Below are 26,958 nucleotides of genomic sequence, written 5' to 3' on the forward strand. Positions count from 1 at the left end.
CCTACTTGTTCGAATGTTCTCGCCAGATCATGTCTACTCGGACACCGCCGAGCGGGGAGCGGCTATAGATCAGGCCGGATTCGCCCCCGAATTGATAGGATAGCCGCTGATTAACATTCCATGTTCCACACCCCATATCTTCATGCAGGTGCTTGGCCAGGTCCTGTTGGATTTGCTCCAGCTGCTCATCGGTCATCCCAACTCCGCTGTCTTCCATAATGATAATATGCAGTCCATCCTCCGTCTTCCCCCGAATACTGATTTGACCCTGCTCGCCCTTCGGCTCAAGACCATGAATGATTGCGTTTTCAATAATCGGCTGAAGACTCAGTCTAGGGACGGTTCTTTCTAAAATATCATCCGGCATATCGATTGTAAAACTCATTCGATCCAAACGAAGCGATTGGATCTTCAAATAATTGGTCACCATGTTCAACTCCTCGCGGACCGTCGCGAGATCGTTCTCGGATCTGGTGATGTACCGATAGTACTCTCCGAGATTGAGCGACATGGCAACCACCGCCTCTTCATTTTTCAACCGCGCCATATTTTTGATGTAGAACAGACAGTTGTACAGGAAGTGCGGGTTGATCTGGGACTGAAGCTGCTTCAGGGTGGCATCGCGACGGCGCAGCTTTTCCTCGTAGACGTTCTCAATGAGCTCCTGGATGCGTTGGGCCATGATGTTGAACCGAAGAAATAGCTGGCTGAATTCATTATGCTTCGAGTTGTCCAGCCGGACGGAGAAATCTCCGTCAGACAACCGTTTGGTACCTTTGATGAGCTGCAGTAAGGGAAGCTGGACACTTCGGTATAGGGTGAATATAACTGCGAAGCTCATGACCAGGAGAACGGCAATCGACAGATAGAACAGATTTCTGCTGCTCGTAACCGGACTTAGAATTTGCTGCATCGGGACGTAATCCACATAATACCAGTTCAGACTATTGGATTTGATATAGGATACATAGTACTCCGTATTGTCGAGCTTGGTCCGGAATCCTTCTTGCTCTTGAAGTGGAGCTTGCCGGAGCTCTTCCCCCAGATTAGCCATGAGCGCCGTGTTTGCCGAGCTATTGCTGATGATGCCAAATTCGTCATGAAACAGAAACGGATCACCCCGGTTATTCTCTTTATCCTGATCAAGCAGCGAGGACAATTGGTTTGCCGGGAAACTGATTTTGGTAATCAACCGGGCTCTGCCCGGGTTTTCCATAGCCGTTGTCGGCTCCGTCGTGTGCCAGATGAAGCTGTTGTCCGCATAGATCCATGTCTGCGGGAAGGGGGCACTCAACTCCCCCTCGTCGTAAGGGATGGAAGTATAATAATCCGTCGAAATCACCTCTTGCTGCCGTGGAAAATAAAGAGTGATCGTGGAGTGCCATTTGCTTGCCGCATTATACAGGTTCATCTTTTCCAGAATGGCGCCGCTGAGCCTTACCCGTTCATAAGGCGCTTTGTTGTCAGGCAGCTGAAACTCCTGAATGCTGGAATCTTGTCCGATCGATATCCCGTATAGCGACAGTTGATAAATATTGGACTCCACCGAAGCAGCGAAGGTTGACAGCCTGTTTGTCGTACTGCTTTGGATTTCTTGCTCAATGACGGCCACGCTTTCCCGGTTGGAATAGGTATAGAGAACAATGACCGGAATCAGAAAAAACAGAATCAGCAGGGTCATCTTGGTAAAAACATTCATGCGAGCGAGCACCTTTTAGCCTCCAATTTGTATAAGTTGGCATCATTTGTTCAACTTAGATAGTTAAAATATCAATATCGTTGTTGGAATATTAGGATATAGATCGTAAATGGGCGTTGCTATAATCGTACTATACAAGGTCTGGACGGCCTGTGAAAGACAATTTTCGGGTTTGATGGGCGAGGCGGTTTAGGAATTAACATCATAAGGGGGAATACAGGTGAAAAAATGGCTGGCATTATTCATGGCATGCTGCTTGACGTTATCCGCAGGTCCTGTGGTATACGGTCAGGGAGAGGGAGGAGGCTCTGCTCAAGCCGCTCCGATATTTAAAGATTTATCAAGGCACTGGGCCCAGTCTGCAGCGGACCGTATGGTTGACTTGGAATTGATGCAGGGGGACGGCAGCGGAAGCTTCAGACCGAACGATGGCATCAGCCGCGCGGAATTTGCTTCAGTACTTTACCGGATGTTTGGCTTCACCGGGCAGGGCTCATTTCAATTCGAGGATATCCGCAACACCGATTGGTTTTATGAGGCAATTATGCATGCCAATGGGTCGGGTATTGTTCAAGGAATAAGCCAAACCCAGTTATCACCGCATGCCACGATTACGAGAGAGGATGCCGCAGTGATGATCGACCGGGCATTCCAACTGTCGACTGGAGCCGAAGGCGATGTGGCATTGCGTCAGTTTGCGGATGCCAACGATATTTCCGGCTATGCTTCGAAATCGGTTTCGTACTTGGTAAGTGAAGGGTTCTTGAGGGGATATAACGGAAAGCTGGAACCCAAGTCCCCGATTACGCGGGCGGAGGCGGCAACGTTGTTATCCAATATGGTGACAGATGCTGTTACGACCCCGGGCGTATATGACGCTGCGAAGGTGAATGGCAATCTGATCCTTCGTGCTGCCGGTATTACCTTGAAAAATACGGTCATTGAAGGAAACCTGCTGTTAGCCGAAGGCATCGGCGAGGGGGAGGTTCAACTCGAAGGGGTGAAGGTAACAGGAACGGTTGTGATTAAAGGGGGCGGCAATCATTCGGTTCTGATCGGCAACTCAGAGCTGAACCGGGTTGTTGTCGACAAGAATGGGGACTCGCCGGTAAGGGTCGTGTTCCAGGAGAACAGTAAGGTTAAAGAACTGCTGATACTGAAAAAGGCACTCATCGAGCAATCGGTAAACAGCCCCTTCGAGACATTGACAGTCGGCTTGCAGGCTGGGGGGACTGAGCTTAAGCTCCAGGGCGAGGTTGGACGAATGGCTGTCGAAGCAGCCGGGGTTACGCTTAATGGAGATCAGGTAGAGGCTGGATTCCGGGGTTCAAGAGCAGCGGATGCAACGCAGCCATCCGGCCAGGGCACGGCGCCATCGGCTTCCGGGGGATCAGGCGGATCGGCAACTACGCCGCCGGGACCGCAGCCTAGCGGGGAGAAGCCCGTAGCTGAGACGACGATTCCGGATAGCAAGTGGCAGCTGGCTTGGCAGGATGAGTTCAATGGGACACAAATCGATAGCTCCAATTGGACGGTAGAGAATACCGGACTTGTATATAACAATGAGCTGCAATACTATAGTCCGAATAATGTTAGTCTTGTGAAGGACGGGGACCGTGGTGTTCTGCAAATCGAAGCCCAAAAGGGCGGTTATGGCAGCAAAGACTACAGCTCCGGCAAGTTGACCTCCAAAAATAAGAGAGACTGGACTTACGGCAAAATCGTCGTCCGTGCAAAGCTTCCCAAGCAGCAAGGCATGTGGCCGGCGATCTGGATGATGCCGACGGATGAAGCCCATTACGGCGGTTGGCCGGCCTCCGGAGAGATCGACATTATGGAACTGCTCGGGGGAACCAAAGGCAGCGGCAATCCGAGCCAGACATACAGCACGATTCATTACGACAGCGTACAGCCGGACGGATCCCACGGCCATGATCAGGGGATTTATGCCCTGCCTGACGGGGCGACATTTGCCGATGACTATCATGATTTTCAGTTGGAATGGCTGCCAGGCGTGCTTCGCTTCTATGTGGACGGAGATCTGGTTCAGGAAGTGGAGCGCTGGCAGACCAAAGCACCGGGGCAACCGGAATATTACACCTACCCGGCTCCGTTTGACCGCGACTTCTATCTGATTTTGAATTTAGCAGTCGGGGGAGATTGGCCGGGTGCGCCGGACCCTGATTTTACTTCCGAGACGATGAAGGTGGACTTCGTTCGCGTATACGACTATAAAGATCTGGACAATTGGCCGGATGTCACCGGCAATCCGCCGGCCGTTGAGCCGAAGCGCGATCCGCAGGCAGACGGTAATCTCCTGTACAACGAGAACTTTAGAGGAGCCGTGAATGAGCAAGGGATCCCGGAATCCTGGGAGTTCCTGAAGAATGCAGGCGGTGATGGCAGCGTAGAGATCATTAACGATCAAGCCAAGGGCAAAGCCGTGAAAATGACGATCGATCATGCGGGGACGGAAATCTACTCCTTGCAGCTCACCCAGATGCCGCTCTATATCGCCAAGGACAAGAAATACAAAGTAAGCTTCGAAGCGAAGGCCTCTGCGAACCGGAGCATCATGTCCAAGATCACCCAATTCGGGGGCAGCTGGAAGGCTTACTCGGGAGAGAAGACATTTGATCTCACGACAGCTTGGCAGCCTTACTCCTATGAGTTCGAGATGCGCTCTAACAGCGATAACAATGCAAGATTCGAATTCAATGCAGGAAAAAATGCAGAAGCCGTTTATTTTTCAAATGTTCGTGTCGAAGAGATCGGTGATGCAGAGCCGTTGCCGGTGGAACGGAAGCCGCTGCCGGATCTCAATCTGATCTACAACGGCACCTTCGATCAGGGTAGTGATCGTCTTGCATTCTGGGATGCCCGCATAGCTTCCGGAGCTCATGCCGATATTTCCGTGAGCAACTTCCGCAAATCGAATATCATGGAACGCCAGCTTGTCGTAAATACGGTGAGCACCGGTGCTCCTGAGGACGTTGTTGTTGCGCAGCCGGGGCTGCCGCTGGAAGCAAACGCAACCTATGGCCTGTACTTTGAGGCCAAGGCCGATACGGCAGGCAGCATGAGTGTAGGTATGGTCAGTCAAGGCGGACACGGTGCGGGTTTCCCGCTCGGCAAGACAGCCCAGCTTACGACTGAAATGAAGAATTATGCATATGAGATCGTAATTGGCGATGGCACTGCGGTTGCAGAATCGGAGCTTCAGTTGCTCTTCGGCGGTTCTGCCGGTACGGTCTACATGGACAATGTGCAGCTGGTGAAGCGCGGAAATCCGGTTACAGTGGATGGTTATGCCCATATCCCGGCGAAAGACGCATGGGTAATGAATGGCCTGCAGCTGGAAAACTCCGATGAAGGGGGTCAGCATGTTGCTTATATGGCCGAGGGAGATTTACTTCAATTTAAGATCAATGCAGCCCGTGACGGAGATTATGTATTGTCCGCCCGAGTAGCGAGCGGCGTGGATGACTCGTACATCCGGCTCAGTGTAAAGGATGAGGACGGCAAAACGGTTACCCAAGCAACCTATGATTTGGGTGAAACCGGTGGATGGCAGAGATACAAGACGATATACTTCGAGCCGGTTCAATTAGATGCAGCTCAGAGCTATTATCTTGATTTTGAAGGCTACGAATATAACACGCTGTGGGTGGATATTTCGGAGAACAAAGTGAAGAATGACAGCCAGAACGATTGGCAACCGGTAAGCATTAACGATTTCTCCCGCTCCGGGAATGGGGAACTGATTCTTCAGGTAGCAGACGGAACGAGTAATTGGTGGGATGTCCAACTGCAGCAATTCGGAATCTCGTTGGATGAAGGCAAGCATTACCGGCTGGAGTTTGATGCTTCTGCTACCGAGCCGAAAGCATTGCAAGCCGTGCTGGGCTTGAATGGGATTCCGTATACAAAATATCTGGAGCAGCCCGCCCCGTTGACAACGGGTAAGCAGCACTATTCTTTTACTTTCGAAATGACGGAGAAATCAGACTCCCAGACTCAGTTGGCTTTCGGACTAGGTAACCCCGTAGCAAGTGCCGCTGAGCACACCGTTTCAATCAGTAATGTGAGACTTTACGAGGTGAACCCGGCAGCCGAGCAAGGCGGACAGCCGCAGAACGTAAATTTGATCTCTAATGAGAGCAACTGGTTCAGCTATAGCGATAACGAAGGAGAGCTTGCGTTAAAAATCGAGAACGGAGCGCTGCAAGCGTCTATCGGTTCGGCGGGGAGTGAGGAATGGAGCCGCCAGCTCATTTACGAGGGCTTCGCCATCCAAGAAGGGTATCAATACAGCTTGAGCTTTACAGCGAAGGCCGGGAAGGAGCGGAAACTTGGAATCGGGGTAGGTTGGCTTAGCGGTGCGCCGGACTACGCATTTACGGATTACTATGGGAACCTGGTAGAACTGACCGATCAAGAAGAGACCTTCTCCTTCAACTTTGTAATCAACAAAGCAGGTTACTCCAATTCCCGAATATCGTTCAACATGGGCAACTTCGGGAACGGCAACGACAGCTCAAATACAATTACGATCTCTGATGTTCGTCTGATCAATATGGGCGCCGTCAAGTAACCAGCTTCCATGCCAGTCCAACCCGGTTATATCGGGTTGGACTGGTTTTCTTTAGGAGGCAAGAAATCTGTGAACAACAGCGATTGTAAACACACTTCACACGTTGCCTCGATAACGTAGAATTCAGTAGTTCAACTTATATATTATAGTACATTCGAGCTTGAATGCATTAAGCCGCGGCGGATCATTGCCGATAAATAACTATAGCTGAAATGACACGGAGGATCTGTAGAACGTTGAGAAAAATACTGAAAACCGCATCCATGATCACCCTACCGTTTGCTCTACTGGTACTGGCTTATTTAGGCGCAGACCGTACGCAAGGGTTAACTGAACCTCAACTAGACTTGTTAAGCATGGCACCTTACCCTATCTTTCTGATTGGCGGTGTGCTTGCCTGGAAGTTTAATCGCAGCAGGGAGTTCTTTCTTCTCCTTGTTTTTGCTCTGACGTTAGCCTCGCTGCAATACTTGCCTCAGGCTGGCGCAGTTACGGGAAAGATCCCGTTGAATGACCTTCTCCTTCTTATTAGCATGGTTCTTCCGGCAAACATCCTGATCTTCTCCTTCTTTAAAGAGAGAGGAATTCTTAGTATGTGGGGAATGACTCGAATAGGCGTTATAGCGGCCCAAGCGGCGGGAGCCGTATGGCTGATGAAGCCGGAGCAGCAGACTCTGCTCCATCAATGGGGGAAAGACCTGCTTCCCTTTTCACTGGAAAGGTACACGTCCTTGTCTCAAGCTGCGCTCTTTCTGGTTCTGTTAGCGGCAATTCGTCTAGTGTATAAGCAAATCAGCCGGCCATCATCACAGGATGTTTCGTTCCTGGCCGTGCTGCTAGGGATGGGATTTGTGCTGCATCAGACCTTTGATCCACTTCTGGTTGCCGTGTTCTGGGCTGTGTCGGGAATCATTTTAATCATTTCAATTATTCAGGATAGCTACTCGATGGCATTCTCGGATGAGCTGACAGGTCTTCCATCCAGACGGGCATTGAAGCAGGACATGCTTAAGCTTGGAATGAATTATGCCATAGCCATGCTGGATATCGACTTTTTTAAAAAATTCAACGATAAATACGGCCATGATACAGGGGATGACGTACTGAAGCTGGTAGCTTCCATTTTGAGGGAGGTAACCGGGGGAGGCAAGGCTTTCCGTTACGGGGGCGAGGAATTTACAATTCTATTCCCGGGCAAAAGCACTTCCGAGGTGATGCCTCACCTGGAGCAGCTTCGCGAGAAGGTGGCTGGGCGAGGTTTTACACTTCGCGGAAAGGGCCGTCGAAAAGGCAAAGGAAAAAACCGTTCGAAATCAGGAAGCACCAGAGCCGGTAAAACGATACATATCACGGTCAGTATCGGCATTGCGCAGAAGAACGAGAAGAATAAAACACCGGATGCGGTCATGAAGGCAGCGGATACCGCTTTGTACCGGGCTAAGAAAAAGGGGAGAAATTGTGTCAGTAAGTAGGGGTATAATGTTGTTCGCTTCAAAGATATAATCGAAGATATCGGCCGAGCAGGCCAAACCAAGTCTAGTATGGAAAAGAGGTATGTCCATGTTCAGAGCGACAGACGATCAGGAATACTATGAATTGCTTAGTCCTACGCTGCTTCCCAAGGCTTCGGGTTTTCTGTGGAATGAAACGATGATGATTCATATGAATTGCCGCGGGTATGCGGTAGCCCAGTACATGCAGCCGGAGCCGGCAAAATATTCGCATGCTCCCAATCTGGAGGCCAAGACGTTCATGCAGCCGGAGCAGCCCTACTATGCTCATCATCCGGGCCGATTTGTCTTTCTGAAGGACGAAGAAAATGGAAGCGTATTCTCGGCTCCTTACGAGCCGGTTCGAGTTCAAGCCGATAGCTACACCTTTGCAGTAGGGGCGAACCGAATTGTCTGGAAGGTGGAACATCAAGGAATTGCAATTGAGATGAGCTTAAGCCTGCCGAAGGAAGAGGCTATGGAGTTATGGCGGGTTAAGATAAAGAATGTCTCTGACCGGGAACGGAAGCTAAGCCTATATCCTTATTTTACAGTCGGCTATATGTCATGGATGAACCAGTCGGCAGTATATCATGAGGAATTGCAGTCCATTGTCTGTTCATCCATTACCCCTTATCAAAAATATCAGGATTACGATAAAATCAAGCACTTTCGCGACAAAACATTTCTAATGGGAGATCAGGCGCCATTCTCATGGGAGGCCAATCAGGAGGGATTCGAAGGCGAGGGCGGCATTACGATGCCGTCTGCTTTAGGACAAGCAGAGCTTGCCAAAGGAGAAGCCAGATACGAGATGCCTGCGGCCGTGTTCCAATACCGCGCTGCCTTGGCGCCCGGCGAAGAACGGGAATATCGCTTCCTGTTCGGCCCTGCCCGGCATGAACAGGAAATTGCAGCCATTCGTGAGCATTATTTTAACCGGAAGCTTGGTGGAAACGAAGATGGCTTTACATTAGCGGAGCAGGAATATGAGGAGTACCTTCGGGAGGGGCGAGGCTGTTTGACGATCAACACGCCTGACAAGGATCTGGATCATTTCGTCAACCGCTGGCTGCCCCGGCAAATTTATTACCATGGACAGACAAATCGTCTGACGACGGACCCGCAAACCCGAAATTATCTGCAGGATCATATGGGGATGAGCTATATTAAGCCTCCAACAGCACGGGAGGCATTTCTGACAGCCCTTAGGCAACAGAAAGCAAGCGGAGCAATGCCTGACGGAATCGTATTGCATCCCGAAGCAGAACTGAAATATATCAACCAGGTGCCGCATACCGATCATTGCGTGTGGCTGCCGATATGTCTAAGCACATATTTGGATGAAACAGGAGATTACTTGATTTTGGAGGAAGAGATTCCTTACGCCGACAGTGATGAAGCCGCTCCGGTATATGAGCATATTGACCGGGCCATGGGCTGGCTTATGAATGACCGGGACGAACGGGGGATGAATTACATCAATCAAGGGGATTGGTGTGATCCGATGAATATGGTCGGTTACAAGGGTAAGGGCGTATCCGGATGGCTGACGATTGCGACGGCCTACGGTTTCCGGGTATGGGCGGATATTTGCGAACAGAGCGGGTTTGCCCGAAAGGCAGACGAATACCGGGCAGCGGCCCAAGCGACCAACGATATCGTCAACCGTTATTTATGGGACGGGGAATGGTACGCCCGGGGCATTACGGATGACAACGTCAAATTTGGCATCAGCCGCGATGCATCAGCGACCGGGACAGAAGTGCGCGTGGGCGGCGTGTTGCTGCCTGATGGCGTACTGCGGAACGTACAACCGAACCGGGAATATGAGGTGCGGGTCGTGCTTGCTGGTTCAAGCGGTTAGGCGTTCACTTTTTTTCCTGTCTGGGCATATGCTGAGTTAGCAAACCAAGAAGGGAAGAAGCGACGTGTATGATATTCCGCAAACCTATGCCTACCCCAACGGCAGGTATGTAAATCCATCTATTTATTCATCGCATGAAGGGCTGGCCTACCAAGCAGGCAATCAAGCCGTGGTCGCAGCCATTCTATCCGGAATCCAAAGAGAGGCCTCCGATCTGGAATTCTATAGCCGTCTTGCAGACACAGCGCCAACACAGCAGCAACGGAGCAGCATTCTGCAAGTGCTGGAACGAAAAAGGCCTCGACTGCAGCAATTTTCCAATCTTTATGCTGCAATGACCGGCAATTCTCCTGCTTGCCGATTTGCTCCAACCGCATTTTCCAGTTATCCGGAAGGTTTACGAATAGCCTATCAAGCAGGCCTGGAGGAATATGAAGAATACAGGAGACACAGCCGCTTGGCAGGGCCTCCTGTATTGCAGCAGATGTTTATGGATGCCTTCAGAGGCGCCTACGAAAATATCGCGCAATTCGATGAGTTAAATCGGAACCAATCCAGGGATGCCGGGCCCAATCCATTTGTCGTGAATATAGAAAAGGTCACCGAGCAGAACGACACTTACCGTACAGCAATATGGACAGGGAAACATCTTCAAGTGACCGTGATGAGCATCGGTGTCGGCGACGATATAGGACTAGAAGTACATCCCTCGACGGATCAATTTATTCGGATCGAAGAAGGCCAAGGGCTTGTGCAAATGGGAGACAGCCAAGACCGCCTGGATTTTGAAGCGAGAGTTCATGAGGATTATGCCGTGATGGTTCCCGCTGGAAAATGGCATAATATCACCAATACAGGCAATAAGCCGCTCAAAGTTTATTCGATTTATGCGCCGCCGCATCATCCGCATGGTACAGTTCATCTTACAAAAGCCGCTGCAATAGCCGCTGAAGGATAGCAGCCAGCGAATAGTTGCCCGAAATAGCCGCTTCTTCACAGAAGGGGCTATTTGTCATAAACTACACTTATCTATCAAAGGTCTGGGGATACTACTCCTTAATAGGCCTATTAGAAAGGGACGTTGAAATGACCAAGCAGCTCTACTATGATTCGGCTTATTTGCAGGAATGGCAGACCACGATCCGCGAGGTAGCGGAAAGAGCGGAAGGCGTTTATCTTCTATTAGAAGAAACGGCGTTTTATCCGGAGGGAGGCGGGCAGCTCTGGGATAAAGGAACCATCGGCGGGATGAACGTACTTGAAGTGGTGATGGAAGAGGAGAAAATCCTGCATAAAGTGGACAGGCTATCCTCGGCAGAGCTGGAGATGACCGTCATATGCCGGCTGGATTGGTCCAGAAGATTTGATCATATGCAGCAGCATAGCGGACAGCATCTGCTGTCGGCGGTATGTCTTCAAGCTCTGGAAGCTCCAACGTTAAGCTTTCATCTAGGAGAAGAATATGCCACGATTGACATTAGGCTTGACGAGCCTTCCTGGGAACGGATGGAGATGCTTGAACGGGAAATCAACCGGCATATTTACTTGAATCATGCCATTTCAAGCTATTTCGTCACGGCGGAGGAAGCCGCGGAACTGCCTTTGGTTAAAGCGCCGAAGGTGACCAGCGGGATACGGATCGTGGAGATGAAGGATGTGGAGCATAATGCCTGCGGCGGAACTCACGTCTCTTCTACGGGCGAAATCGGTATGATCAAGCTGCTGAAGGCGGAGCGGCAAAAGGGCAACATCCGGATTTATTTCCTATGCGGTTATAGGGCGCTCAGAGAGTTTAACGAGGTTCAACGGACATTGAATGCGCTGGCGCTAAAATTCAATACGGGCAAAGCCGATGTTTTAAACCGCATTGAAAAGTGGGAACTGGAGTATAAGCAGCTGCAACATGACCTCAGTACTCAGAAAGAGATCAACGACGGGTATTTGCTGCGGGAGCTTCTGTCCGATTCTACTGGCGGAGTAGTGGCTTATGTGTTTGAGGACAGGAGCCTGAAGGATTTGCAGCAACTTGCCGTGAAACTGGCCGCAGAGACCGCACTTCCCGTCTTGTTAATGGCAGCAGGGGAGAATAAGGTGGTGCTGGCACAGGAAGCAAGCGGGGGCTTCTCTTGCGGAGCGTTCTTCAAAGACAACCTAAGCGCCTACAACGGCAAGGGCGGCGGCAATGAAAAAATGGCTCAGGCGGGCTTTGGCAGTCGGGAGGAAGCTTCCGCTTTTTATGAATATGCGAAGCAGGTCTTGTCCGATCGCTGATAACGAGGAGAAAAGCCAATGAACAAATTGCTCATTATAGAAGACCATGAGGATGTCAATCGAATGCTGGCGGAGGCGTTGAGCAACGCGGGCTATTCCGTGCAATCCGCTTATACGGGGATTGATGGCATCCGTGAACTGAAGCAGCATGTCTATGATGCGGTGCTGCTGGATATTATGCTCCCTTACAAGAACGGTGATGAAATTCTTCGGGATCTGCGGGAGTTCTCGGAAGCGCCCGTCATGATTATATCGGCCAAGGATGGGGTGGATACGAAGATCGACTTGCTTCGTCTGGGAGCCGATGACTATATGACAAAGCCGTTTAACCTGGACGAAGTCGTGGCACGGGTGGAGAGCCTGCTTCGCCGGGCACGGAAATTTGCGGAAGGCGGCGCCGTATTCCGATATAAGGATTTGACGCTCGACGAGGGTCTGAAGCAAGTCTACATTCAGGGAAGAGGGATCGATCTGACGGCCAAGGAATATGCGATTCTGGAACGGTTGCTAAAGCACCGGGGCAAGGTGTTCACGAAAGCCAACCTGTATGAATCCATTTGGGAAGCGGACGATCCCGGTGATGAAAATGCCGTCAAGACGCATATCAGCAATCTGCGGAACAAGCTGAGGAAGGGCAACCGGGAGCAGGAATACATAGAAACAGTCTGGGGGCTCGGCTACCGTTTGTATAAGGAATAAATCCGGGCCCCGTGCAAAGACAGTCAACTTAACCTTTTCTAAACCTTTGGGAGATAGTCTGGGAATAGAAAGGACAGGTGGTCAAACATGAATCAAGCTGTGTTGAAGACATCGCAATTAACGAAGATCTACCAGGGAGTCACGGTGCTGCACAATGTATCCGTCACGCTGGAGGCGGGGAAAATATATGGACTAATTGGTCAGAATGGAGCCGGAAAGACAACGCTGATGCGCCTGATCTCCGGGCTTGCTTTTCCCAGCGGAGGATCGTTGGAGCTGTTCGGCCGGCAAGGCGAACAAGCCCTGCAGGCAGAGCGGAAAAGGGTGGGTTGCATGATCGAATATCCCGGAATTGTCGGGCATATGTCCGCCCGGGAGAACCTCCGCTTGCATCGGCTGATGAAGGGGATTCCCAATCCGGAGATCGAAGAGGAATTACTGAGGCTAGTCGGGCTTGCGGATACGGATAAAAAGAAGGCGAAAAATTTCTCGCTCGGCATGAAGCAGCGTCTGGGGATCGCCATAGCATTGATCGGAAACCCGGAGTTGCTAATTCTCGACGAGCCAATCAACGGACTCGACCCGCTCGGCGTGGTGGAGATCCGCAACCTGTTGAAGCAGTTGAGCGAAGAGCGCATGATTACAATCCTGATCTCCAGTCACAATCTGCCGGAGCTGTATCAGACGGCTACTGACTATTTGTTCATTCATCAAGGCCAACTGCGAGAGGCGCTGACACTTGCGCAATTGGATGAGCGCTGCAGGCAGCATATCCGCATTGAGTGCGATCAGCCCGACAAACTCGTATCCCTGTTGGAATCGGAGCTAGGCACCCAAAATGTCCAGGTGCTGCCCGATAAGACGATAAAGCTATATGACTATTATGACGACCGTGAGCAAGTATCCCGTCTAATGTTCGATCACGGCATTCGGGTCATGGCTTTATCGAATGAAGGAGATACGCTGGAGGATTACTATATCTCGCTGATTGGGGGGGGGAAACATGATTAATCTGCTATTTGCGGATGCCTATAAATTGTGGAAATCAACAGCGATCCGAGTTCTCATTGCGATTACGGCGGTTAGCGCGGGGCTTGTGACCTGGTTCGCTTATCAAATTCCGGGAGGCAATCTGGATGCGGGGTTGTCCGGAATCGCCTTCATGTTCTCGGACATGAACGTGATCAGCATTCTGGGAGCCGTACTGGCGACGATTATGATCTGCGGCGATTTCGACAATAAAATGATTCAGCATGCCATTTCCGGCGGTACAGGCAGAGGAGCAATCATCGCGGGCAAGGCTGCCATTCTTGCCATAGCCGTAATCGTTCTCCTGTTACCTTATGGGCTTATTATAGGAACAGCGATCGGCTCGGGAACAGATTTCAGTCTGGGAACAGCCTCGATCGGCTTTGTCAACTTGCTGACTTCCGGATCAGAGTTAAGCCTGGCGGCGATATGGAAGCTGGCTGCGGTCATGCTGATCATGATGCTTGTGTATGCCGCACAGATCAGCATTTGCCTTCCTTTGGCGCTGCTGCTCCGCAAGCCGGTGCTTGTTATCGCAATCTATTATGGTTTTAGCATCCTGACGGGTCAACTGCTCTCGATCAGTAAGCAGTATGCCTGGTTCGACCGCCTCTTCGGGCTGACCCCTTATGGGGGAACGCATATCTTCCTGAGTCTGGATTCCGGGGCCGGAGATATGATGAAGGCAGTCGTGGTCAGCCTGGCGTTCTTTGCGGCCATGATAGCTCTGACTTATGTCATGTTCAGAAAGGCCGAAATAAAATAAGCAAAGGTGTTGAAGCTCCATTGGAACCGCTTGAATTGGTGATCATCCTGTTATCGGCCGGGTTGCTCGGATGCGCGCTTTATCTTATCTTGCTGCAGCGGGAGCTGCGCCGCTTGAACCGCCAGCTCAAGCGAAGGCTGGAGGAAGCCTCAAGGCAGCCTCTTAGCCTGGAGCTCCTGAATCCGGAGCTGAATCAGCTTGCAAGCCATATCAATCAATGCCTGAAGGCGGAGGAATCCCTCCGCCTGGAGGCTGTTCGGGAGGAGAAGCGCTTCAAGGAGTTAATCTCCCACTTGTCCCATGATTTAAGGACGCCGCTTACAGCCATCAAAGGCTATTTACAGCTTATGGCGAGGGAAGAGCTCACAATGGCCCAGACGGACAAGCTGACGGTCGTGCAAAAGCATGCGGATATTCTGGGGGAGAGGGCGGAGCAATTTTTTGAATATGCAGTACTGGCCTCCGCCGAGCAGGAGCCTAATATGGCCCATGTTAGTCTGAACCGCTTAGTTGCCGAATGCCTTGCCGCCGCCGTTCCCGATTTCGAACAGCGTCAAATGGAAGTGGCACTGGAAGAAACGGAGCAGCTATTCATCTGGGCGGATGCGGAATTAACGGCTAGATTGCTTCAAAATCTTATTCGAAATGCAATCACTCATGCAGCGGGAGATCTGCAGATCCGTATAGAGGCAGAGCATGGGAAGGCGGCTATTGTCTTCCGCAATCCGGTTGCGGCTGGCATCCGGATCGACCCGGAACGGTTGTTCGAACGGTTCTATACGACCGATCAGGCCCGAACGGGAAAGGGGGCCGGCCTAGGTCTTCATATCGTCAAACTGCTTGCAGAACAAATGGGCGGACACGTAGGAGCGGCGATGCAGGATAGGGAGCTTGAGATCCGGGTGTATCTTCCGCTCTCCGGGGTATATCTCGCTGTTCAGGCCAGAGGATCGGGTTTTAATTGCAGGAGATAATTGACTACCGATTGGGAGGCTGCTAAAGAACACCCTTTCTGCAAGAGAGACCGGAAAGGTATATAATGGATTAGGAATGCAAATCAACTTGCTGAAGGAGGAAATTCAATGGAGTATAGAAAATTAGGCCGGACTGGCCTGAAGGTCAGCGAAATCAGCCTGGGAAGTTGGCTTACATACGGCGGGTATGTGGAGAAAGAAAATGCTGTCCGTTCCATCGAAACCGCCTATGATCTCGGAATTAACTTTTTTGATACCGCCAATGTTTATGAAAAAGGCGCAGCAGAGGAGCTTGTAGGAGAGGCCTTGAAGGCTTATCCTAGAGAATCGTATGTGCTGGCTACGAAAGCCTTCTGGCCAATGGGCGATGGACCGAATGACCGGGGCTTATCCCGCAAGCATGTCATCGAGCAAGTTCACGCCAGTCTGAAGCGTCTGGGTCATGATTATGTTGATATATTCTATTGTCACCGCCATGATCCCGAGACCCCTCTGGATGAAACGCTCCGCACGATCGATGATCTGGTCCGTCAGGGCAAGGTGCTCTATGTAGGGGTCAGCGAATGGCAAGCCTCCCAGATCGCAGAGGCACTTACGGTTGCGGATCGTTATTTGCTCGACCGAATCGTTGTTAACCAGCCGGTCTACAACATGTTCCAGCGCTACATCGAACAGGAAGTGATGCCGCTCAGCGAGCGCCACGGAATTGGCCAGGTCGTATTCTCGCCGCTGGCGCAAGGCCTGCTGACAGGCAAGTACACTTCCGCCACCGACCTACCGGCAGACAGCCGGGCTGCGAAGCTGGATGGGATGCGAAAAGGAATCACGGAAGAGAAGCTTGCTAAGGTTCGGGAGCTTGAGAAGATTGCGGCTGAACTGGGCTTGTCCGTTGGCAACCTTGCACTAGCCTGGATTTTGCGCAAGCCGGTCGTGGCAAGCGCTCTGGTTGGCGCAAGCCGGCCTGAACAGGTAATCGAGAATGCGAAGGCATCAGGTGTGAAATTAAGCGAAGATGTATTGTCGCGGATTGAAGAAATATTGAAATAAGTGTGGAGAGGAGCCCTTGAATTTTGAGGGCTCCTCTATTCTAGTGGACTGATGGTGGTGGGATATCTTTCGATTGCTCGAAAATAAGTAGTGCCTAAGATTTGATTATTGCAAGAATCATCTGATTTGCATTGTGGGCCTTGGTTGAGGCATCTTTTACTTGATACGAGGCATTAACTTTAATTTGGATATCTTCTGAATGGTTGCGAATCAGTAGCCATTGAGAAACGTCCAGCACTGCTTCAACGAATTCTGTTATTAGTTGTTCAAGCAGCTTGTCTTCGGAGGACCAGAAGGAGGCGGCAGTCTCCAAATCTATTTCGACTTGTAAGAAATCAGAGTCTTCAAAAACACAACATTCCCAAGACAGAAGATTGGCAATCTTGTTCCGTAGTGCTTGATAAGAGGGAGAAAATGAAGGAACTGCTAAAGGGATGGTAACTAAAGCTTCGTCTCCGGTTTTGCTTCGATTTTGTAATTGTTCATGCTACAATGGGAGTATACATCTTGATACAGGGTGGTGTCTTTCTTGAGTGTGAATAGGGAGGATTTGAAGGAACTAATTGACGGCATTCATGATCAAGATGCAGAAGAAGTGTATGATTTCATTAAATATTTGCAAATGAAACGTGAACAAAAGGAACTTAAGGAACTTGAACGTATAAGTGAAACGAGCATGGATTTCTGGAACAATCCGGTGGATGACGAGGTATGGAATGAGGTATAGGGCGGAGATATTCTACTTATTCCATTTCCTTTTAGTGACTTGTCTTCCGTCAAGAAAAGACCGGTTCTTGTTCTTTCGAACGATTTATATAACCATACGAGCCTAGATATTATCGTTGCGGCGATAACTTCGAATATTAGTATGCGTGATTTTTCAGTTTTAATTGCTCCTGATGATTTATCCGAAGGAAGACTGAAAACCGAATCCGTTGTCCGAGTTGATAAGATATATACGTTCTCAAAGAAAATCGTGACTAGTCAATTCGGACATTTAGGGAATGACAAAATGAATGAGATCCGTGCAAGGGTAAACAAATTGCTTACCTAACCAAGCCTACTACAAGACCCCTGAGCCAATAAGGATCAGGGGTCTTGTAGTAGTGAACAGTCCTATTATATAAGTTGAACTACAAAACTACATAGAATAGGGCATAAGTGTGGAGTGTGCTGAAGAAGCGTTAGCGTTCGCCTTTGTGAGTGGATTTCTACCTTCAAGTGGGCTTAGTTCAGTCAGAGAAATCCGGGAACAACAGCGATCGTAAGAACACCTCACACGTTGCCCCCAGCAGCCATATTTTTAGTTCAACTTATATAAATCTTTATTATACAACTTCCATCTTCTGCGCGCTGTACAGTCGGTAGTACAAACCTCGCTTCGCCATCAGCTCGTCATGCGAGCCCGATTCGGCGATGCCTTTGTCCGATACATACATGATTCGGTCGCAGTTTCTGACTGTAGACAGACGGTGCGCAATGATGAACGAGGTGCGGCCTTTGAGCAGCTCGTTCAGACCTTGCTGCAACAGGCGTTCTGTCTTGGCATCGATGGACGAGGTCGCTTCGTCCAGGATCAGAATCTTCGGATCGGCAAGCAATGTCCGGGCGAAGGAGATTAACTGGCGTTGGCCTTGCGACAGCTTGGAGCCGCGTTCATTCACCTCGGTCAAGTAGCCATTCTCGAACTCTTGAATAAATTCGTCCGCACATACGGTCTTAGCGGCAGCAATAATCTCTTCTTCCGTTGCATCAAGACGTCCGTAGCGGATATTGTCCAGGATCGTTCCCGAGAAAATAAAGCTGTCTTGGAGCATAATGCCCATCTGGCCGCGAAGCGACTTCAAGGTAACCTGTGAGATGTCCTGATCATCAATCAGAATCTTTCCGCCGGTCAGATTATAGAAGCGGGAGATCAGATTGACAACAGTCGTCTTACCTGCTCCGGTAGGGCCGACAAGGGCAATACTCTCGCCAGGCTTGATATCGAAGTTCAGGTTTTCAAGTACATTAATCCCGGGATCATAACCAAAGGTCACATTATCAAAGGTGACTCTGCCTTGTACAGGCGGCAGTTCTTTGGCGTCAGGCACATCGCTGACCGTTACGGGCTCATCCAGGGTTTCAAATATACGTTCCAGATAGGCGACGGCATTAATGAAGCTGTTGTACAAGTTAGACAGGTTAAGAATAGGCTGCCAGAACCGGAAGGCATAGCTGCTCATCGCGAGAATAACCCCAAAGGTAATATCCTGCGGGCTGAGGGCCAGGAGTCCAACCAGATAAAGCAAGGCGGACACGATGGTCGCCAGGTTATCCACCGAGAATGGAATCAAGGCGTTGTAGCGCAGTGCTCTCATCCACTCTGTACGGAAATTGGTTGCCAGCCGGGTAAAGATGCCTTCATTATGCTGCTCCCGGGAGAAAATTTGTGTTACCCGGATACCGCTGATGCTCTCCTGCAGATATGCGTTCAGGTTTGAGCTTTTGTTCGATACGGCCTGCCAAGCCCGGCGCTGCTTGTTCTTGATAAGCAGCATAATGCCGAGGAAGACGGGAAGACCGGCAAGAATGACGAATGAGAGCTTTACGTCTACGGCAAACATAAATGCTGCGATGAAGACCAGGTTAAGCATTTCAAGAATAAAGTTGATAATCCCGTTCGACAACACATCGGACACCGAGTTAACATAGTTGACTACCCGGATCAGGATTTTACCTTGAGGACGATCATCATAATATTTGAATGGCAGCTCTTGCAGGTGCTTGAACAGATCCGTCCGAATATCGAAGATAATGTCCTGTCCGACACGGGTCATGATCCGGGAGCGGATCGTCGCCAGGTACACGCTGACAACAATGGTCGCCAGCATCAATGCAGACCATCCGAACAGCGCTCCTACAGCCTTTGACGGTATGGTGACGTCGACCACGTGCTGCATGATCAGCGGCGCAGACAGTGCGATTGCCGCGGAAAGAGCGCTTAGAAGAAAGGCGATAATCATCGGTTTTTTCTGCTTTTTAATATAGACCATGGCCCGGCCAAAGTGCCGTATATCAAATGGTGACTCCAGATTTTCATCGATGTCGAATTTATTCCGTGCCATTTCCGGTCACCTGCCTTCCAATGCCTTCGTTTTGAAGCATGAATACATCATAGTAATATCCGCGCTTAGCCAGCAGCTCCTTATGCGAGCCTTCCTCGACCAGACGTCCGTTGTCCAGAATCAGAATGCGGTCAGCTTGTGCGGTTGTGGAGACGCGCTGAGCAATAATAATTTTGGTGCAAGAATAATCCAGCTCACGCAGACTATTCTGAATATGCTCCTCTGTCTCCAGATCGACTGCCGAGGTCGTATCGTCAAGGATCAGAATCGGACGATGAACAGCTAGCGCACGGGCAAGAGCAATCCGCTGCTTCTGTCCGCCGGACAATCCCACGCCGCGTTCCCCAACAATCGTATCGTAGCCATCAGGCATTTTTAGAATGAAGTCATGAGCGGCCGCAAGACGAGCATTATGAACCGTATCCTCTTCGGATAAATCCGGGTTCCCGAATGCGATATTCCCGTCAATGGTATCGGAGAAGAGCAGCACGTCCTGGGTCGCAATCCCGATATTTCCGCGCAATTCATCGAGCTCCAGCTTGCGGACATCCTTGCCGTCAACCCGCACGCTTCCCTCTGAAACATCGTAAAAGCGAGGGATCAGGTTGATCAACGTGGTCTTACCCGAACCGGTCGATCCCATAATGGCGATTGTCTCACCCGGATTAATCGTGAAGCTGACATCATGGAGTACCTGGACACCATCATATTTGAAGCTTACATGATCAAATTGAATGCGGCCTTCATAGCGGCGATTCTCCGTCAGCTTATGCTCATTGACAATATCAGGCTTGGCATAATAGATCTCGATAATTTTGCTCAAGCTGGCGAAGAACCGTTGGAAGTCATTGATAATAATCCCGATATTACGCATCGGGTTGGAAATCGCCCACACCAAAGAGGAGAAGGCTGCGAATTCCCCGAAGGTAATCCGACCGTTCATGACGAACAGACCGCCAACGAACAACAGTGTCACGCCAAAGGCCTGAGCAAAGGTTTCCAGATAAGGAAAGTAATCAAGCCAGACGAGTGCCGCCTTTTTATTCGCTTGGGAGTAGTTGATGTTCTTCTCGGTGAATTTCTCCACTTCATAATCCTCGCGGGCAAAGGCTTTAACCACCCGATTTCCCGCAATGTTCTCCTGAGTTGTCGTATTCAACTGCGAGAGTCTTTCCCGCAGGTCTACATACATCGGACGAACCTTTTTGGCGAACAGGAAGGCTACTACAAAGATAGCAGGCGACAGAATCAGCAGCCACAAGGTTAGTTGAACATCAATCGAAAAGAAATAAATGACGGCCACAAGGAAAATCGTGAGCGATTCGATGATCGTCTTGATAATCCATGATAAGGAGTGCCGCACCATGTCGAGATCCCCGGTCATCTTTGTCATAAGATCCCCGGTTCGATTGTGATCGTAATAATGCATGTCCTGACCTTGAATCTTGTTGTACAGATAAATTCTTACATCGTAAAGCATGTTCTGTGAAGCGCGTTCATATTGCATCGTCGTAACATAAGCCAACCCTGTTCTTAACAGGGTAAAGCCGATCATAGCCAGACAGAGTGCGATGAGCAAGCCCCGCTTATCTGTCAGGTTCTGAATTGCATTGTCGCCCGATATAAACGTGTCGACAATTTGTTGGCCTATGTAGGGGTTCGCAATCATTAGAGAGGAGCCCACCACCGAGAGGCAAAGCGCGAGAATATACCGTGCCCGGTTACCCTCAAGATTTTGCCATAGCCATTTTAGTTCGAACATTCCATCACCCGCTTTGGTTTGTTTTGATTCATGTTGAAGAGAAAATTCTGTACCCAATCAACAAACTAAAGCGATTATACCACTACCAGAAATGGAGTCTACCCGTTTTTAAATATTTGTTTCAACAAATAACTGAATCGTTTCCGGTATGGAATAAACTGCTCTTTTCTTCCAGTTTAGTGCGACTAATTCCTATGGGTTTTATCCCTTTAATTTTGAGATAAATCGGGTGGGAATTCTGTTTCTTCCTATATATTAAATCCAGAAGCAAGATATAAAAGCCGGGTTACGAGAACTCAAAAAAAACAAGATTTTTGGTGAGGCGCCGCATGGGCTGGTTATAAGGCCTGTCGATTTCTTCAACTTCAATAGAGGTTTTGTCAAAGGGATTGTCCTTGAAATAAAGAGAAGCTAAACTAATCAGCACAGGAGAGATTCAGGTTTGGAAGGAGGACATTTTCTAGCTTGAAGGGTTTAAATCCTTCTACAAATAGTAAGCGTTATCATGCTATCGTTATTCCATTTACGAAACCGGTTTAGGAATCAACAGTAATCTTAAGAAGGGGGAGACAGTCTTATGATGAAATCCGGTAAAACAATGCTAAAACAGTTTACGGCTATTCTGCTTGTCCTCTTGCTGTTTGGAAGCTTGCTGGCAGATTTCGGCAGACTGGCCGCAGCTCAGGCAGACGGGGTTGGAAATTCGCCGTTTAGCGATGTGGAAGGTCATTGGGCCAGGGAACAGATTGGAAAGTGGGCTGCACTTGGAATCGCTGAAGGCAGCGAGGGGAAGTTCAGGCCGGGGGATGAGGTGAGCCGTGCCGAACTCGTAAAACTGGTCAATGTTCTATTCGGCTATAAGACAGACGAAGGGAGTGCAGGAGGAGGCTTTACCGATGTAGAGCGAGGGAAGTGGTATACAAGTCATGTAGCTGCCGCTAAAGAAGCCGGATATATGGCGGGCTATCCGGATGGAAGCTTCAAGCCGGGCGGGATGGTTACCCGTCAGGATGCAGCCAAAGTGATCGGAGCCTTGTTTTATTTCAATAATTCGAATCCGGTTTCGCTAGAAGGTTTTCAGGATAAAGAACAGGTTGCTTCTTATGCGGCTGACTCGCTGTCCGCGCTAGTTGCTGCTGGAGTTATGAAGGGCTTCCCGGACGGAACACTTCGTCCTAAGGCGGTGATATCGCGTGCCGAGCTCCTCGTGCTGCTGGATCGTGTGGCCGGAGAGATCATCCATCAACCGGGACAATACTCGGGAGTTACAGCAACTGGAAACATGCTGATTGCTAGCCAAGAGGTTGCGTTGGAGGATTCTTCAATCGACGGGAATTTGTTGATGACGCCAGGAGCTGACGGTAAAGGAATTTCGCTGGAGGGTGTGACGGTAAGAGGAACGATGTACGTGAACGGAGGCGATTCCGTTCGTGTCAGCAATTCAACGATTGCCGACGTAGAGATTGCCCGCCAGCACGGAAAGAGCGTTGAATTTATTGTGGATGGAAGCATGATCGGACAATTAACCCTATCCAGTGATGCGGTAATCGTGTTGAATGAGACATCTACGATTGAACAGTTGACCATCCTGGATACGGCTAAATATGTTACTTTAGGCGGTAAAGCCTTAACGCCCGGTACGATCTATCAAGTCATTGAAGGCCAGCTAACGGAGAAGGGGAAGACTCCTGCAGTCACAACACCGGTCCCGCAAACTCCTGCAGTATCTGGGGGAAGCGGCAATAACGGCGGTGGCGGGGGAACCGACAATGGCAACAAGGAGATGTGGAAGCTAGTATGGAGCGATGAGTTCGACAATAGCGGAAGCAATCTGGACAGCAATGGCCTTGACCTCGATAAATGGGGTTATCAGGAAGGCACTGGCTCTCAATACGGGCTGGATGGCTGGGGCAATGAAGAACAACAGTATTACACGAGGGATAATATCAAGGTTGAGGATGGCAAGCTGACGATTACCGCAAGGAAGGAGCAGGTGGAAAATAAGCCTTACACGTCCGGCCGGATCTGGACCTCGCCTACCTACTCGAAAACCTACGGGAAATTTGAAGCTAAAATAAAAATGCCGGTGGGCGAAGGGCTCTGGCCTGCTTTCTGGATGATGCCGCAGGATAGTGAATACGGCGTGTGGGCTTCCTCGGGCGAGATCGATATTATGGAAGCCAGAGGGAGACTGCCTGAGGTTGTTGGCGGGGCGGCTCACTTCGGCAAGGCATGGCCCAACAACAAGTACGTCGGAGGCGAATATGAATTTCCGGCAGACCAGTCCATCGATAGCGAATATCATATCTACGCTTTGGAATGGGAGCCGGGAGAGCTCCGCTGGTATGTAGATGGCAAGCTGTATTACAAGCTAAATGAATGGAGCAGTCAGGGCGTAGGCCAGCCTGATAAATATGCATTCCCTGCGCCGTTCGATAAGCCATTTCACATGATCTTGAACCTGGCGGTCGGAGGAACCTATGACGGAAACCGGATCCCTCCGGAATCGAAGCTTCCCGCTCAAATGGAGGTCGACTATGTTCGGGCCTATGAATTGGCGGGCAGACCTTACCGAACACCGGTAGAACCCGTGCTGAATAAGGATCCGATTCCGGCAGAAGCGCGGAAGCCGGTGAATGGAAGCTATATTTCCGATCCCGACTTTGAACGTGGACTTAACGATATTACAGTGCCAGGACAGGCGCTTGATTCGGACGACTGGAACTTCCTGCATACCCCCGAATTTGGCGGAGCAGGATCGGCGGCTATTGATTCAATAAACCAGAATCCTTTTGTCAAAATCATGCCAACCAACGGCGGTAACCAAAATTATTCGCTTCAACTCATTCAGTATGTGCCTCTGGTCAAAGGACGCATCTATAAGCTCAGCTTTGATGCCAAGGCTTCGGCTAACCGCTCGATTGCAGTTAAGCTGGGAGGGGATGCAGATAACGGATGGGCAGCCTATTCGGATAATTTCGACACCGTATTAAGTTCAGATGCGGAGCCGCAGCACTTCGAATATCGCTTCCAAATGTCTCATCCCACGGATGTGACAGCCCGGCTGGAATTCAATGTGGGGCTGGACACAAATACGGTATGGATCGGCAATGTCAGGCTGGAAGAGGTTGAACAGCTAGTAGAACCGAACGGGATCAAGGCGCCTCTCGAAAATGGAAACCACGTGTATAACGGTTCATTTGACTTGGGAACGATGGATCGGATGACGTTCTGGAACTTCCTTGCCGAAGGGGCAACTGCTCAGGCAAGTGTTGATCCTCAGGAGCGGACCTTAAACGTGAAGATCGCTAACGGCGGCAACAGTCCGGGACGTATCCGTCTCATACAGAAGGGGATCGAGCTGCTTCAAAGCGATGAATATGAGTTGTCCTTCGATGCCCGATCCGATGCGGTGCGCGGAATTAACGTCAAGCTGGCCAGCAAGGATGGCCTGACCACATATCACGAAAGCACTATAAGCGTGGGAGTCGCAATGACTACTAAAACGGTAGGGTTTACGATGCCGGAAGGGGTCAGCGATCAAGAGAGTCAATTGATTTTTGAATTGGGAGGGAGCTCCGCTTCAATTAAATTGGATCAGATTTCCCTGATTCGAAAGAGCAATCATAACGTGGATTACAGCGAGATTAGTATGTATCCGTTGATTAATGGACAATTTGAATCGAATTTAGAAGGCTGGGAGCCGTTCGTTCAGGATGCATCCGCGACTTTTCACACAGAAGACCGGACGGCAACCATCCAAATTGCTAATTCTGGCGGTCAGGACTGGAATGTGATGCTGATGCAGCCGGGTCTCGAACTGAGTAAAGGAATTACTTACAAGCTGTCCTTCGAGGCCAAATCCTCGGAGGCCAGAAATGCGTTGCTTACCTTGGAGGATGCGGCATACCAACGGCAATTTGATTCGGGCAGCATCACCCTCGGAACGGCTTGGAAGACCTATGATTATACATTCAAAGTTACAAAGAATGAATTATCCACGTTCAAATTGCAATTGGGCAATGCCAAGCTTCCAAATGCCCATGAGGTTTCAATCCGGAACGTGGTGCTCGAAATGAAGGACGCTCCTCTTAAGCGGCCGCCGCTTCTCAAGGCAGACCAGAGCGATAATATGCTTGGTAAGCCTGTTGAACTGGCGTTTACAGATCATCCGGATTGGCGTAGCCATATCCGCACAGTGCTAGTAAAGGATGAGCCGCTTGGAGTAGACCAGTATACGGTAGAAGCGGGCCGACTTAAGCTAGCTGCCGAGGTATTCCCGGACTCGGGCAGTTATACGGTGAAGGTTCTGGCAGATGGATATGCCTATACCAAAGTAACTCAGACGATGATTGCCGGTGACGGTAATCTGCTGGCAAATGGCAGCTTTTCTGCCGGAGCTGCCGGGTGGGAGCTGCTGGTCAATAATCCGCCGGATTCTCAATTTGAAGTAAAGGATGGAACGGCCGAAATTCAGATCAGCTATTATGGCGGCGTAACTACAGAATGGGGAGACCCCGTGCCTGTAAGCTGGTATACTCAGCTCATCCAAAAGGGCCTCAAGATTGAGCAGGGAAAAGCCTATGAATTATCCTTCCGAGCTTGGTCATCTATGGATCGCCCGATTTTTATCGAGCTTACGGGCTATAGCGGCGACAAGTTGCCCTTCTCGTTGACGGACAATCAGGAAAAGGTGTACCGGACGGTCATCAGACCCGTAAATGATGCTGCATTCGATCTGAAGTTCCTGCTCGGAAATGTGATCTTCGAAGGTGAAGCAACTGCAGATCAAGAGCATATTGTCTGGATTGATGATGTGGTTCTGAGGGAGATTCCGGCTTTGCCCGAGCCTCCTGCCAATGATGAGAATCTTGCGCTCAATAAGAAGGTGATTGCCTCTAGTTCGAATACGAACTTTGATCCCGCAGTGATCACCGACGGAAACACCGATACGCGCTGGGAAGCCGACTACAATCAAAATAGTGTGACGGAGTGGGTCTATATTGATCTGGAAAAGGTACAGGAGCTGCACCTGATTCAAGTGGAGTGGGAGCGGGCTTATCCGGCGGGCATGGAGCTCCAGGTAGCTGATACACTGCCCGCTGATGATCTGGGATGGACGACCGTTCAATCCTTTCAGCTGGATGATGCGGTTGATGACCGTTGGACCCAGATTATTGATCTGAGCGAAAAAAATATACGGGGAAGATATGTGCGGATTTTTATGACCGAACGTCACTATCCCCCATATGGGCCGTCGATCTATGAGATAATTATTCATTAACGAATGGGAAAAGTCGCACAACTCACTCCCGCATCGCCTGAATCCGGGATTTTGAACGGAATATCGTATAAAGGCGCCCGTTAAGCGAGGGGACGAGGGCAATTTGTATGAAATATCGTTCAAACTTTTCCAGTCGAGGGCATCAAGGAGCAGTTATATACGAAAATTCGTACAAAAAGAATTTGTGCCGCGCCGTGGCCTCTTACTACAAACAAAAAAGCCGGATGGGATCCCCTTTTCCTTCTGGCTTTTTTTGTGTTCAGGGACTTGGGGGACACCCTCTTTAATTACGACACGCTAGGTCAGGTATTATAATAATCACAGTTTTTTTATGAAGTTTCGTTGAAAATGGTACAGAACTACTGAAGA

At 49.9% G+C, this 26,958-nt stretch carries 16 protein-coding genes and 1 pseudogene; 13 read left to right on the forward strand and 4 right to left on the reverse strand.

From position 1 onward, the window contains the following. Position 1 precedes the first annotated feature (1 nt). Positions 2-1,699, reverse strand: coding sequence for a sensor histidine kinase (locus KQJ23_RS04700; RefSeq protein ID WP_249529502.1), 1,698 nt, complete (start codon positions 1,697-1,699; stop codon positions 2-4). Between the two features lie 220 nt (positions 1,700-1,919). Here KQJ23_RS04700 and KQJ23_RS04705 point away from each other — a divergent pair, with 220 nt between their 5' ends. From KQJ23_RS04705 to KQJ23_RS04750, 10 genes and pseudogenes are all read left to right on the forward strand, one after another. Continuing rightward, positions 1,920-6,293: a carbohydrate binding domain-containing protein gene (locus KQJ23_RS04705; RefSeq protein WP_216477529.1), complete on the forward strand. Its 4,374-nt coding sequence runs from the start codon at positions 1,920-1,922 to the stop codon at positions 6,291-6,293. 236 nt (positions 6,294-6,529) lie between these two features. Continuing rightward, a complete protein-coding gene (locus KQJ23_RS04710) occupies positions 6,530-7,765 on the forward strand; it encodes a GGDEF domain-containing protein (protein ID WP_216477530.1) in 1,236 nt (411 codons plus the stop codon). An 88-nt stretch (positions 7,766-7,853) separates the two neighbouring features. Continuing rightward, positions 7,854-9,527: pseudogene (locus KQJ23_RS04715) on the forward strand (GH36-type glycosyl hydrolase domain-containing protein); the annotation flags it as partial. 187 nt (positions 9,528-9,714) lie between these two features. Then, positions 9,715-10,608 (forward strand): cupin domain-containing protein, encoded by an 894-nt coding sequence (locus KQJ23_RS04720; RefSeq protein WP_216477531.1) that lies wholly within the window; start codon positions 9,715-9,717, stop codon positions 10,606-10,608. 128 nt (positions 10,609-10,736) lie between these two features. Then, positions 10,737-11,921 (forward strand): alanyl-tRNA editing protein, encoded by a 1,185-nt coding sequence (locus KQJ23_RS04725; RefSeq protein ID WP_216477532.1) that lies wholly within the window; start codon positions 10,737-10,739, stop codon positions 11,919-11,921. Between the two features lie 18 nt (positions 11,922-11,939). After that, positions 11,940-12,620, forward strand: coding sequence for a response regulator transcription factor (locus KQJ23_RS04730; protein ID WP_216477533.1), 681 nt, complete (start codon positions 11,940-11,942; stop codon positions 12,618-12,620). A gap of 87 nt (positions 12,621-12,707) precedes the next feature. Next, positions 12,708-13,631, forward strand: a complete 924-nt coding sequence (locus KQJ23_RS04735; protein ID WP_216477534.1) for an ATP-binding cassette domain-containing protein — start codon at positions 12,708-12,710, stop codon at positions 13,629-13,631. After that, positions 13,624-14,415, forward strand: a complete 792-nt coding sequence (locus tag KQJ23_RS04740; protein ID WP_216477535.1) for an ABC transporter permease — start codon at positions 13,624-13,626, stop codon at positions 14,413-14,415. Before KQJ23_RS04735 ends, KQJ23_RS04740 begins: the two co-directional genes overlap by 8 nt. A gap of 20 nt (positions 14,416-14,435) precedes the next feature. After that, a complete protein-coding gene (locus tag KQJ23_RS04745) occupies positions 14,436-15,389 on the forward strand; it encodes a sensor histidine kinase (protein ID WP_216477536.1) in 954 nt (317 codons plus the stop codon). 108 nt (positions 15,390-15,497) lie between these two features. After that, on the forward strand, positions 15,498-16,436 hold the full coding sequence (locus KQJ23_RS04750; RefSeq protein ID WP_216477537.1) for an aldo/keto reductase family protein: 939 nt from the start codon (positions 15,498-15,500) through the stop codon (positions 16,434-16,436). Between the two features lie 94 nt (positions 16,437-16,530). Here KQJ23_RS04750 and KQJ23_RS04755 read toward each other — a convergent pair whose 3' ends face one another. After that, positions 16,531-16,749 (reverse strand): hypothetical protein, encoded by a 219-nt coding sequence (locus tag KQJ23_RS04755; RefSeq protein ID WP_216477538.1) that lies wholly within the window; start codon positions 16,747-16,749, stop codon positions 16,531-16,533. 222 nt (positions 16,750-16,971) lie between these two features. Here KQJ23_RS04755 and KQJ23_RS04760 point away from each other — a divergent pair, with 222 nt between their 5' ends. Both KQJ23_RS04760 and KQJ23_RS04765 read left to right on the forward strand, forming a co-directional pair. Next, on the forward strand, positions 16,972-17,163 hold the full coding sequence (locus tag KQJ23_RS04760) for a DUF2281 domain-containing protein (protein WP_249412920.1): 192 nt from the start codon (positions 16,972-16,974) through the stop codon (positions 17,161-17,163). A gap of 9 nt (positions 17,164-17,172) precedes the next feature. Further along, positions 17,173-17,490 (forward strand): type II toxin-antitoxin system PemK/MazF family toxin, encoded by a 318-nt coding sequence (locus KQJ23_RS04765; protein WP_216477660.1) that lies wholly within the window; start codon positions 17,173-17,175, stop codon positions 17,488-17,490. 274 nt (positions 17,491-17,764) lie between these two features. On the opposite strand, the gene KQJ23_RS04770 is transcribed toward KQJ23_RS04765, so the two are convergent. Both KQJ23_RS04770 and KQJ23_RS04775 read right to left on the reverse strand, forming a co-directional pair. After that, positions 17,765-19,543 (reverse strand): ABC transporter ATP-binding protein, encoded by a 1,779-nt coding sequence (locus tag KQJ23_RS04770; protein ID WP_216477539.1) that lies wholly within the window; start codon positions 19,541-19,543, stop codon positions 17,765-17,767. Continuing rightward, positions 19,530-21,305 carry an ABC transporter ATP-binding protein gene (locus KQJ23_RS04775; RefSeq protein ID WP_216477540.1) on the reverse strand — a complete coding sequence of 592 codons (1,776 nt, stop codon included), beginning with the start codon at positions 21,303-21,305 and terminating at the stop codon, positions 19,530-19,532. The genes KQJ23_RS04770 and KQJ23_RS04775 overlap by 14 nt, the downstream gene beginning before the upstream one ends. Positions 21,306-21,885: 580 nt before the next feature. Here KQJ23_RS04775 and KQJ23_RS04780 point away from each other — a divergent pair. After that, complete coding sequence (locus KQJ23_RS04780) at positions 21,886-26,589, forward strand: carbohydrate binding domain-containing protein (RefSeq protein ID WP_216477541.1); 4,704 nt, start codon at positions 21,886-21,888, stop codon at positions 26,587-26,589. Positions 26,590-26,958 lie beyond the last annotated feature (369 nt).

Source organism: Paenibacillus brevis, from assembly GCF_018919145.1.
Lineage (GTDB): Bacteria > Bacillota > Bacilli > Paenibacillales > Paenibacillaceae > Fontibacillus > Fontibacillus brevis.